Source organism: Flavobacterium sp. AC267, from assembly GCF_979258715.1.
On record NZ_OZ409875.1, the window covers coordinates 3,522,542 to 3,534,568 of the forward strand.

At 31.5% G+C, this 12,027-nt stretch carries 7 protein-coding genes and 2 pseudogenes; 7 read left to right on the forward strand and 2 right to left on the reverse strand.

Going from position 1 to position 12,027, the window contains the following annotated elements:
• The first annotated feature begins 104 nt into the window (after positions 1-104).
• The 3 genes and pseudogenes from ACZZ95_RS18615 (at position 105) to ACZZ95_RS18625 (ending at position 4,173) form a co-directional block, all read left to right on the forward strand.
• Positions 105-2,133: pseudogene (locus ACZZ95_RS18615) on the forward strand (hypothetical protein).
• 90 nt (positions 2,134-2,223) lie between these two features.
• On the forward strand, positions 2,224-3,120 hold the full coding sequence (locus ACZZ95_RS18620) for a LysR family transcriptional regulator (protein ID WP_463470176.1): 897 nt from the start codon (positions 2,224-2,226) through the stop codon (positions 3,118-3,120).
• A 75-nt stretch (positions 3,121-3,195) separates the two neighbouring features.
• Positions 3,196-4,173 carry a YeiH family protein gene (locus ACZZ95_RS18625; RefSeq protein WP_463470177.1) on the forward strand — a complete coding sequence of 326 codons (978 nt, stop codon included), beginning with the start codon at positions 3,196-3,198 and terminating at the stop codon, positions 4,171-4,173.
• Positions 4,174-4,177: 4 nt separating this feature from the next.
• Here ACZZ95_RS18625 and ACZZ95_RS18630 read toward each other — a convergent pair whose 3' ends face one another.
• Entirely contained in the window at positions 4,178-5,158 is a 981-nt protein-coding gene (locus ACZZ95_RS18630; RefSeq protein ID WP_463470178.1) for a glycoside hydrolase family 68 protein, read from the reverse strand.
• A 142-nt stretch (positions 5,159-5,300) separates the two neighbouring features.
• Between ACZZ95_RS18630 and ACZZ95_RS18635 the strand changes: the two genes are divergently transcribed.
• Positions 5,301-6,299 carry a zinc dependent phospholipase C family protein gene (locus ACZZ95_RS18635; RefSeq protein WP_463470179.1) on the forward strand — a complete coding sequence of 333 codons (999 nt, stop codon included), beginning with the start codon at positions 5,301-5,303 and terminating at the stop codon, positions 6,297-6,299.
• Positions 6,300-6,378: 79 nt separating this feature from the next.
• Here ACZZ95_RS18635 and ACZZ95_RS18640 read toward each other — a convergent pair whose 3' ends face one another.
• Positions 6,379-8,520: an LTA synthase family protein gene (locus tag ACZZ95_RS18640; protein ID WP_463470180.1), complete on the reverse strand. Its 2,142-nt coding sequence runs from the start codon at positions 8,518-8,520 to the stop codon at positions 6,379-6,381.
• A gap of 200 nt (positions 8,521-8,720) precedes the next feature.
• Between ACZZ95_RS18640 and ACZZ95_RS18645 the strand changes: the two genes are divergently transcribed.
• From ACZZ95_RS18645 to hisG, 3 genes and pseudogenes are all read left to right on the forward strand, one after another.
• On the forward strand, positions 8,721-9,383 hold the full coding sequence (locus ACZZ95_RS18645; RefSeq protein ID WP_463470181.1) for a response regulator transcription factor: 663 nt from the start codon (positions 8,721-8,723) through the stop codon (positions 9,381-9,383).
• A 3-nt stretch (positions 9,384-9,386) separates the two neighbouring features.
• Positions 9,387-10,787: a sensor histidine kinase gene (locus ACZZ95_RS18650; RefSeq protein ID WP_463470182.1), complete on the forward strand. Its 1,401-nt coding sequence runs from the start codon at positions 9,387-9,389 to the stop codon at positions 10,785-10,787.
• A gap of 309 nt (positions 10,788-11,096) precedes the next feature.
• Positions 11,097-11,955 (forward strand): annotated as a pseudogene (hisG, locus tag ACZZ95_RS18655) (ATP phosphoribosyltransferase).
• Positions 11,956-12,027 lie beyond the last annotated feature (72 nt).

Below are 12,027 nucleotides of genomic sequence, written 5' to 3' on the forward strand. Positions count from 1 at the left end.
TATTCAGTTTATTCTGATTCTAGGATAAAGCTGAACACTTTAAGTCAATATTGACTTCTTAAATCTGATCACTAAAAAACTGCTTACTGAATACTAAATAAATTATGACGACAAACACGATTCTTTTATTATTGCTTTCTTTAGTAATCGCTGGTGGTTTATCGTACTTTCAATATTTTTTAAAGCCAAAAGTAAATCCAATGTGATGATACTTTTGGCTTTTTTACGTTTTCTGGCCATCTTCGGATTATTGGTTTTATTGATAAATCCCATCATTTCTAAGAGTTCACTAGAAATTACAAAAACACCTTTGGCAATTGTTGTCGATAATTCAAGTTCTATTCGTCGCTTTAAAATCAGATAAAAAAGCAGTGGAATTGTACCAAAAACTAATTTCGAATCCTGCATTAAAGGAAAAATTCGATATTCAGTCCTATCAATTTGATAACGATTTTAAAACTTCAGATAAATTTGATTTTAGAGGCAATCAAACCAATCTCGATGAAGCGACCAAAAACTTAAAAAGTATCAATAAAAACCTGATTTTCCCAACAGTTATCATTACTGACGGAAATCAAACTACAGGAAACGACTATGTATATCGTTTTGATCCTGTCAATAAAGTTTATCCTTTGGTTGTGGGAGATACAACCACTTTTTTTGATTTAAAAATCAATCAGCTTAACGTAAATAAATACACCTTTCATAAAAATAAATTTCCTGTTGAAGTTTTTCTGCAATATGCCGGTACTAAAACAGCTAATGCCGAATTTACCATTTCGCAGGGAAATACAATTGTAGCAAAAGAAAAGATCTCATTTTCAGCTTCAAAAAAAACAGCTTCATTAAACTTGCTTTTACCGGCAGATAAAGTGGGTTTACAAATTTATAAAGCGAGCATTCAATCTTCATCAAAAGAAAAAAACAGCTACAACAATATCAAAAACTTTGCTGTTGAAATAATCGATCAAAAGTCAACTATTGCGATTGTATCCGCTATCAATCATCCTGATATTGCGGCTTTAAAACGTTCTATAGAAGTTAATGCACAACGTAAAGTAATATTAGTTAAACCAAATCAAATTAATGATTTACAAGATGTTTCTGTTTTAGTTCTATATCAGCCAACAACAGCTTTTAAAGCTATTTTTGATAACAATAAATTAGCAGGGACAAATACCTTTATCATAACAGGAAATAACACTGATTTCAATTTCTTAAACCAGCGACAAAATAATTTGATATTTAAAATGAGCAATCAGCGAGAAGATTTTCTTTCTGAATTCCATTCTGATTTTAATCAATTTGCAATTGAAAATATTGGTTTTGAAAATTTCCCTCCTTTACAGAATTTGTTCGGAAGTATCAGCACAAACGGAAATGTATCGGTTTTACTTTCTTCAAAAATTAGAAACGTGGCGACAAATGCTCCATTATTGGCTTTCGCCGAAAATCAAGGAAAAAGAACCGCTTTTCTTTTAGGAGAAAACAGCTGGAAATGGCGTTTGCAAAGTCATATAGATAATCAATCTTTTGAAAAGTATGATATTTTTATTGATAAGATTATTCAATATTTAGCATCAACCACTTCTAAAAAATCTTTAGTAGTAACGCATGAAAGCTTCTATAATTCTGGAGAAGAAATTATTATCAACGCGCAATATTTCAATAAAAATTACGAGTTTGATGAAAAAGCCCGACTTACCATAAGCGTTGTAAATGCTTGCGACCAAACAAACCAAAAATTATGATTTATTAAAAGGAAGTAATTCTTTTTCAGCTAATTTAGAAGGACTTCCAGCAGGAAAATATAATTTTACAGTAAAAGAGTTAAATTCAAATACTACTTATGCCAGTCATTTTGAAATTCTGGATTTTGATATCGAAAAACAATTCGTAAATCCAGATGTTCTAAAATTACAGCAATTAGCACAACAAACTGGTGGAAAAGCCTTTTTTGAAGATCAAACAGATAATTTGATCAACACACTTTTAGAAAATAAAGAATACAGATCGATCGAGAAAAATATAACGGCTAAAACTCCAATCATTGACTGGGTTTGGTTATTGATTTTGATCGCTGTTTTATTGACTACAGAATGGTTTGTAAGAAAGTATAATGGGTTGCTTTAAATAGTTGCAAAGGTTCACAGTTGCAAAGGTTCAAAGGCTTGCTTGAACTTGAAACTTAAAACCTGAAACAAAAACAAAAAGAACAAAAAAATGGACTTCAGGCTAAAAGTTTTCTACACTGTTGCGCTCCGCCTTAATTTTACTAAAGCGGCAACAGAATTGTATATTACGCGACCCGCGGTTTCCAAGCATATTCAGGAACTCGAAGAAACCTATAAAACCAAGCTTTTTGAACGAAATGGTTCTAAAATTGCGTTGACACCAGCGGGTAAAATTCTACTAAAATATACTAAATGTATTTTTGATATTTATCGCGAAATAGATTTTGAAATGAGTTCGTTTAATAAAGAACGCCAAGGTTTATTGAGACTTGGGGCAAGTACAACAATTTCGCAATATATTATTTCTCCAGTTTTAGCTCATTTTCATCAAAAACAAAAAGACATAAAAGTCAATTTGCTGAATGGAAATACAGAACAAATCGAAAATGCGTTAATTAATAAAGAAATCGAGATTGGAATTGTTGAAGGGCAATCTAAAAATCAATCCATTAAGTATATTCCGTTTTTAAAAGACGAATTGGTTTTAGTCTGCAGTAACAAAAATCCGTTTGTAAAACAAAATGAAATTTCATTAAACGATTTAAAATCAATGAAATTCATTACCCGAGAACGCGGATCAGGAACACTTGAAGTTATAGAATTTGCTTTGAAAAAAGCAGGTTTAAAATTTTCAGAGTCGCAGATCGAAATGCAGTTGGGAAGTACCGAAAGTATAAAGTCCTACTTGCTTAATTCAGATTGTTTTGCTTTTATGTCCATACATGCTGTGAATAAAGAATTGAAAAACAAAGAATTGATCGTTTTAGATGTGGAGAAATTAGCAATAGAAAGATCGTTTTATATTATTACGCTGGTAGGAAAATCAGATTCATTATCAGAATTGTTTATTCAGAATTTAGCATCTCATTATAACCTGAAGTTATAGTCTATCGCGAATTACAATTGGTAATTGTTGTTTAAACTGCGGAACTTTGCAGAGTAAATATCAATTACCTTTATTTTGAATACTAAACAACATTCCGCTTCACAATTATTTGAAATCAATCATTTATTGCAACAGGCAATTTTTGCTTCGGTAATTTTATTGTGCTTGTTTTCGATTATTTCTCCTCCAATTGCACTTTTACTTGGAGTTGTATTAGTGAATGTTTTCGGAAATCCATTTGTCGCATTCAATCACAAAGCCATTACGTTTTTACTGCAGTTTTCAGTGATTGGTTTAGGATTTGGGATGAATGCTCATAGTGCAGTTTCAGCTGGAAAAGAAGGTTTTATATTAACCGTTTTTTCAATTTTTAGCACTTTAATCTTTGGTTTATTACTTGGAAAATGGTCGCAGACAGATAAAAAAACATCGCATTTAATTTCTTGCGGAACAGCAATTTGTGGCGGAAGTGCCATCGCGGCTATCGCCCCAGTCATCAAATCAGATGAAAATCAGACTTCAATTGCTTTGGGGGTGATTTTTATTCTAAACTCTATTGCATTGTTTGTGTTTCCGTTTATCGGTCATCAATTGGATTTATCTCAAAAAGACTTTGGTTTGTGGTGCGCCATTGCAATTCATGACACCAGTTCGGTTGTTGGAGCGGCTAATAAATATGGAGCAGAGGCTTTGCAGGTAGCGACAACAGTAAAATTAGCGAGAGCTTTATGGATAATTCCAATATCACTTTTAACGGCTTTTCTTTTTAATAATACATCCCGAAGTGTCGGGGCAAGAATTAAGATTCCTTATTTTATAGGTTTATTTATTGTGGCAATGTTAGTAAATACCTACATACCCGCAATTGGTGCTTTTACAACACCTATTGTAAATATTGCCAAAATTGGTTTAACGATTACTTTGTTTTTAATTGGTGCAACTTTAAACTTTACCACTTTAAAAGCGGTAGGAGTAAGGCCGTTGCTTCAGGGAGTTTTGCTTTGGATATTTATTGCTGTTTTAGCTTTATTATCAATTATTTATATGAGTTAATACTTTATTTTACATTTGAAAATTTCACAGTTGGTTTACCGATCATTTTATAAAATTTTCCTTTAAAGGAGAAACGTCTTTCGATCGCAAAATCAAATTGAGTTTTAGTTTTTGCCATTTCCGTTATTTCTTCTGGCAGTGTCGCTTCAAATTCATCTTCAGCTTTTGCATTTTTATTAAAAGAGCCAGTAGTTGTAATGATAAAATCTCTAAAATGTTTTTTAGCGGCATCATCGACAACAGTATAAGATCCCGACCATGTTATACTCGCAACATTGGCCAAATGGTAATTAGGAACTTCCATAATAGGCTGGTATTTACCATCTAAACCAGCTACTAGATAGAGATAACCCTCATAAGGACCGCCCGCACCGCCGTTAATATGTGATAAAGTAAAAGCAAATTGGTCTTCTCCAATTTGTACAAGTTTAGGAGTCGGACATTGTGCAAAAGCGCCGAAAGCGGCAACTGCCGGCTGAAAAAATTTCATTTCCCAAACTTTACCCTTTTTGGCAAACTTGGCTAAGCCTAATAGTCCGCCAGAGAAACGACCAGTTTGTAAACCGTCTTCATCATGTGTTGAATGATTGAAAGCCATTATTTTAAACTCATTGCCCTTTGAATCTGAGAAATCAATATTAGCAAGAATTCGTGTGGCAACGCCATTTTCATACGGAAACATTTGATCTCCTTCTACGCCGTTTACATCTACGAAAGGAGCAGGCTTACAAGTTTTACAGCTCCAGCTAACAAAAGTATTTTTGTTAGCGAGATGGTATAATTTTCCAGGAAACAATTTTTGCATTACTCTTTCTGGGTTAAAAGGTTCCGAAAATCGGATCGTTCTGGTAGAATTTAAAATACTATCGCTGACATTTTTTGGTTGTACATCAATTTCTTGGGCGAAACAAATAGAGGACAGAAAAAAGAGGATATGTAAAAATGGAAGACGCATATTTCTAGGATTTAATACATTAACAAACATACGAAAGAAAATGATTAGAATAAACGAATAACAGTTTTATAGCTTAAATACCTTTAAAAATTAAATTAAAATAATCTTAGAGCGTTGTCTTTTAAATTATCTGTAAATAAGGTAAATTTGCACCTCAATTAAAAAAACAAAAATGAAAAAATTCAAAATGAGACCAAAACTAATCGGCTTTCTTGTATTAGGTATTGGTTTTTTAACTCTTTCATGGGGAATTGTAGGTCATGAAAGAATCAACAAGGCGACTGTAATGGCATTACCACATCCACTTCAGACTTTCTTTTACAATCACATTGATTTTATTACACAGGAAGCTTCTGTTCCAGACATTCGTAAATATGCCTTAAGTTATAAAGAGGAAGGTCCAAGACATTATTTCGATATGGAAAACTTTGGTTCTGCTGATACTTATCCAAAAACGTTAGAAGAAGCAAAGAAAAAATATGATGCTAAATTTTTAAGCGATAACGGAATTTTACCTTGGTATATTGAAGATATGATGGCAAAATTGACTAAAGCTTTTAAAGATAAAAATAGAGCAGAGATCTTATTTTTGGCGGCAGATTTAGGGCATTACATTGGTGATGCACACATGCCATTGCATACATCTGCAAATCACGACGGGCAATTAAGCGATCAAAAAGGAATTCATTCTCTTTGGGAGAGCAGACTTCCGGAGTTATTTGCTAAAAATTACAAATTAAATGTTCCTTATGCTCATCATTATGATGATGTTCACAAAGCAATTTGGGATATGATAAATGATACACACAGTTTAGCACAGCCTTTATTGGATATCGATAAAAAACTAAGAACGGCTACGCCAGAAAACCAAGTTTTTAAAATGGATGCTGACGGAAAAGTGATGAAAAGTAAATATAATACAGCTCTTTTTTCTGATGAGTATGCTAAAAAACTACATGAGCGACTAAATGGAATGGTTGAAAGCCAGATGAAAAAAGCAATCACAGCAACGGCAAGTTTCTGGTATACTGCTTGGGTCGATGCTGGAAAACCTGATTTAAGTGATTTAGATTCTCCAGAAGTAACAAAAAGAAATAGTAAAGCGCTGAAAGAAGACTGGGATCTTTTTCAAAAAGGAGATTTATTCGGATTGAGAAATCAGAATGATTAGATTTTTTTTCAAGTTTTAGGTGAACTTTGAAACTTAAAAAAGCCTCAAGTATATAAACTTGAGGCTTTTTTTATTACTCTTAGCGAACCTTTGCGTATAACTTTCTGTTCTTTATGGTTTGGCCTAAATCTTTTATTTGATATTCTTTCTCTTTTAATACATAAGAGGCAGATTGATAATAGGAAATAGTTTCGTCTATCAAATTTTTATTAGCGACCTTTAGAGGAATTTCATCATAATATATCTGAAATTCAGATTTAATTCCCGCTTTATTATTGGTTTTTAATTGAAATTGTTTAATCTGTTGTTTTGGAGATAAAATAGTCAAAACGTTATCCTTTATTAAACCTAAATCTTGGTAAGTTGCTATAAATGCTCTAGGCTGATAATCGGAGTTTAAAACATCCTGTCCAAAAAACTTGCTTTTATAGTCAAAGTTAAGTAATCCAAATAATGTTGGCATAATATCAATTTGCGACATCAATTTAGTATATTTTTCAGGTTTTAAATCTGGAGAATAAATCAAAGCAGGAATTCTATATTTATCCAAAGGAAGTTGTGTTTTTCCTGCAGATGAAGCGCAATGATCGGCAACAATTACAAAGACAGTATTTTTAAACCAAGGCTGTTTCTCCGCTTTATTAAAAAACTGACGAAGTGCATAATCGGTATATTTTACACCGCCGTCACGAGATTTACTATTTCCGGGAATATCAATTTTATTGTTAGGATATGTAAATGGTCTATGATTACTTACCGTCATGATATGATTAAAAAACGGTTTGTTTTGCTGTGCTTCAGTATTCATCACCTTTATTGCTTTATTATACATATCTTCATCACAAACTCCCCAGACATTCGAAAATGTAATTTCGTTTGCGGCGAAACTTGATTTGTCAATAATCTCATAACCGTTTCCAGAATAGAAATCCTGCATATTATCAAAAAAGGCATCTCCGCCGTACATGAATTTTACAGTATAACCTTTTTCAAGAAAAACAGAACCAGTAGAAAATTTGTTTTTATTGTCTTCTCTTTTAACCACACTTTCTCCAGCGGTAGGAGGCAGGCATAAAGTTACCGCTTCAAGACCGCGTACAGTTCTGTTTCCTGCCGCATAAATATTGGTAAATAACAAGCTTTTTTCAGCCAGACTATCTAAAAAAGGTGTAATATTCTGCTTATTTCCGTACATTTTCATGAAATCTGCACTTAAACTTTCAACTGTAATTAAAACTACATTTTTATGTTTTTCAAGTGAATCATTATTTATTTCTCTCGAAGTGTTTTGACCTGATATTGCTGGAAATTGTTGTTTTAAAAGTGCAAATGCTTTTCGGTTTGGAATCGTTTTATAGAATTTAAAATAATCTAATTTATTATTCTGGAAAGCCAGATAGAACTTATAAATCCCATTGGACTGTAATTCATTTACAAATATGTTTTTTGAATTTTCTGTTTTGGCCAAACTCGGAATTGCTAGTAAAGAAGCTGTAAATAATAATCCGTAAACGGCAGTAATTTTAAGTTTTTCGTTGAAATTAGGAATCTCCTCTATATAATTTCTAGAGTTTTTTATAATAAAGAAAGTGATAATTCCCGTAACTATAAAAAGAGCTGAAAATATAGGAACAACAGGATAAGACTGCATAATATTGCCAATTACTTCATTGGTATAAATTAAATAATTAACAGCTATGAAATTGTATTTTACACCAAATTCGTTCCAAAAGAAAAACTCACTTATTGCATTTTGAAGAATCGATAAAACATAAAGAAAAATAACAAAAGTAAAAAGCCAGAATCTGATTTTGGTGCGATATTTTGGTAAAAAAAGAAAGAGTCCAAAGAAGAGCGTTTTTATTGAAACAAAAATCAAAACGATTTTTGGTAAAGCGCCTCCGTACTCATCAAAAATGCTTTTACCAGAAGCGATATAAATTAAAAGAGCAATAAACACAGCAAGTATAAGATATCCAGATGGTTTATTATATTTTGAATTTGAAATAAAAATAAGATAAAGCCAAAGGAAAATTGAAGCTGTAACAAATACAAAAAAGTCTGAAATCAAACCTAATGCAAAGATTTTCAAGCTTTCAGCAATTGTAAAAGAACTTTGTGTAATTGGATGAAACAAAAGAACAATTCTAAGTATGAAACTTACAATAAAGTACAATAAGGCTAGATTGTAAAAAGGCGAAAATTTTTTAGAAAAAGTCATCTCATTATTTTTTTACAAAATTAATTTCGAATCATTAATGGTAGATTAAGTTAGACTTTTACCTTGCTTAGTGTTATCTTAAAGTTTGCTTAAGATGCTGATTTTCTTTCTGTACTTAAGTTCTGAATCATTTTCCGATTTCAAAATATCCTATCTTTGGAGTACAAAAAAGAAATGCGAATCTTAATCAAATACGATAAATGCATATTTTAATAGTTGAAGACGAATTAGGTATTGTTCAGTTTTTAAAACAAGGTCTGCAAGAAGAAGGTTACCAAGTAACTACTGCAAATGATGGATCTAAAGGTTTTGAACTGCTTCAGAATCAAAAATTTGATTTGATTCTTTTAGATTGGATGTCGCCAAAAATTAACGGACTTGATCTTTGTAAAGCGATTAGGGTGAAAGACCAAACTACTCCGATCATCTTTTTAACTGCAAAAGACACCGTTCAGGAAACAATCGAAGGGTTAAAAGCGGGGGCAAACGATTACATTAAAAAGCCATTTAGTTTTGAGGAATTAGTAGAACGTATTAAAATTCATTTTAGAAATAAAAAACAAGACGAAAGATTGACTCTCGGAGCCATAACTATTGATTTATCAAAGCATATTGTTTTAAATGGAGAAGAAGAGATTTCTTTAACCCAAAGAGAGTTCGAATTACTAAAGTACTTAATTGAGCATAAAGGAAAAGTCTGTACAAGAAACGATATTTTAAAAGATGTTTGGGATATCAATTTTGAATATGATACCGGTGTAATTGATGTTTTTATGAATGCCATTCGCAAAAAACTGAATCTTAAAATTGAAGAAGATTATATAAAAACTATTCGCGGCATTGGGTATATCGCCAATGATTAACAAATGACTTCATTATCCTTTAAAAATAGAATTGCATTAAATTACATTTTGACAACAGGACTTTTGGTTCTCGTTGCTTTTTCGGCTATTTATTTTATTGTAAAACTTACCGTTTACAATCATATTGATGAAAATTTAAACATTGAAATTCAAGATCATTTAAGAGAAATCAAAATTGAAAACAAAAAAGTAATTTTGATGGATACTGAAGAATGGGAAGAACGGGAGCATAACTCAGTAGATGTAAACCCTGTATTTGTCCAGTTTTTAGATCTGAATAAAAAAATTATCGAAAAGTCGCCTAATTTAAAAAATGAAAAACTAATTTTTCATGAAAACAAAGCGCATTTTCAGCTTTTTGATACTCATTTATTAGGAAATAAAATTCGCCAGATTCAGGTTCCGCTTCAAATAAAAACAAAGAAAATTGGTTATTTGATTATTGCGATGTCACTTTCAGATTCTTCAAAAGTCTTAAAGAACTTGCTGGATACTTTGATGATTACATTTCCTATAATTCTTTTATTGCTATTCTTTCTTGCTCGATTTTTTGCTGGACGAAGTATCAAACCAATAAACGATATTATTGATACTTCTAGAATTATTACAAAAGACAATTTAAAAACAAGAATGCCGCTTCCTAAAACACGAGACGAATTGTTTACATTGTCCAAAACCATCAACAATTTATTAAATCGTATTGAAGATGCAATCGAGCGTGAAAAACAATTTACATCTGATGCTTCACATGAGCTGAGAACTCCTTTAACAGTTATTAAAGGAACACTTGAAGTTTTAATACGTAAACCTAGAGAAAGCAAGGAATACGAAGAAAAAATTAACTATTGCATTAATGAAGTAGATCATCTAAATTCATTGGTTGATCAACTGCTTTTAATGGCTCGTTTTGAAAATCAGAAACAGAATATTAATAAAGAAAACATCTATTTAAATGCAGTAATTTTAGATGTTCTCACTTTAAATGCAGAGAAAATTAAATCTGGAAATATCAATATAATATTAGATGCTCCAGAAGAATTTTATGTTTATTCTGATAATTATTTAGTGGTTACGATTCTTCGGAATATAATTTCGAATGCGGTAAAATATTCCAATTCTAACAGCGAAATCAAGATTTCGTTATCAAGAGAAAAAAACAAAATTAATTGCATTATATCAGATCAAGGAATCGGAATTGCAAAAGAGGATTTAGATTCTATTTTGAATCCATTTTTTAGATCAGATTCTTTAAACCATGCGGAAATTAAAGGAACAGGCTTAGGTTTGTTTATTGTAAAAAGAATGACAGATCTACTGCAAATTAAATTTAAAATAGAAAGTGAAATTGGTAAAGGAACAAGAGTTTTATTGGTTTTTGATGAATATAAGAATTCTTTAAAGTAATTTTAAAATTATTGTATATAAAGTCGTCTCAAACGTTTTTTAACAATAAACTATCGTTAAGTTAAAATAAAAATTGCTTTTTAATTAATTTATCTATTATATTTGCAACCGAATCAAAGAAGTAAAACACAAAACAAATCATGATTTCAATTCAATTACATCATCATCATTTACATTATTGCTCTCAAGCGATGTGTTAATGGTATGCATGTAAATCATCATATTTTAAAACCCGTTTGAGTACATCAAACGGGTTTTTTATTTCTAACTCTTTGTACTCAAGCTATAACCAACAAACAACTAAAAAAAATGAGTACTTTAAAAATTGCAATTCAAAAATCGGGACGTTTAAACGAAGACAGCATTCAAATCTTAAAAGACTGCGGTATTTCGATCAACAACGGAATCGACCAGCTAAAAGCCGAAGCTTCTAATTTTCCTCTTGAAGTTTTATATCTAAGAAATTCAGATATTCCACAGTATTTAATGGATGGAGTAGTAGATCTGGCAATTGTTGGCGACAACCTTTTGGTAGAAAAGGGAAAAGGAATTGAGGTAGTTCAAAAATTAGGTTTTTCAAAATGCAAAGTTTCTGTTGCAGTTCCTAAAACCTTAGAATACAATTCAATTCAGGATTTAGCAGGTTTAAGAATCGCAACTTCGTATCCAAATACAGTAAACGAATATTTCAATTCTTTTGGTTTAAGTGTAGATATTCACCAAATTTCTGGTTCTGTAGAAATCGCGCCAAACATTGGTCTTGCCGATGCTATTGTAGATATTGTTTCTAGCGTGCAGCACTTTATTCAAAAACAACCTAAAAGAAGTAGAAGTGATTCTGAAAAGTGAAGCGGTTTTAGCCGTTTCTCCAAAAGTTTCACCAGAAATTCAAAAACACATTGACACTTTAAAATTCAGAATTCAAGCTGTTTTAAGAGCTAGAAATTCAAAATACATTTTAATGAACGTTCCAAATGACAAAATTGATGCTGTTGGGAAAATTCTTCCCGTATTAAGAAGTTTAACCGTTCTGCCATTAGCTCAAGAAGGCTGGAGCAGTGTACACTCGGTAATTGATAAAGATACTTTTTGGGACGTAATCGATCAATTAAAAGAGGTTGGGGCAGAAGGAATTTTGGTTTGTCCAATTGAGAAAATGGTTCTTTAGGGCTTTGCCCGCTTTAGGCTGTAAGCTTTAAGCCAAAATAGACAAAGTTAAGAAAGCTTAAAGCTTACAGCT

Bases quoted from the DNA above. Each gene is read 5' to 3' on its own strand.
- ACZZ95_RS18620 (WP_463470176.1), top strand. From the start codon at position 2,224: ATGGACTTCAGGCTAAAAGTTTTCTACACTGTTGCGCTCCGCCTTAAT.
- ACZZ95_RS18630 (WP_463470178.1), bottom strand. From the start codon at position 5,158: ATGTTTGTTAATGTATTAAATCCTAGAAATATGCGTCTTCCATTTTTA.
- ACZZ95_RS18635 (WP_463470179.1), top strand. From the start codon at position 5,301: ATGAAAAAATTCAAAATGAGACCAAAACTAATCGGCTTTCTTGTATTA.
- ACZZ95_RS18640 (WP_463470180.1), bottom strand. From the start codon at position 8,520: ATGACTTTTTCTAAAAAATTTTCGCCTTTTTACAATCTAGCCTTATTG.
- ACZZ95_RS18645 (WP_463470181.1), top strand. From the start codon at position 8,721: ATGCATATTTTAATAGTTGAAGACGAATTAGGTATTGTTCAGTTTTTA.
- ACZZ95_RS18650 (WP_463470182.1), top strand. From the start codon at position 9,387: ATGACTTCATTATCCTTTAAAAATAGAATTGCATTAAATTACATTTTG.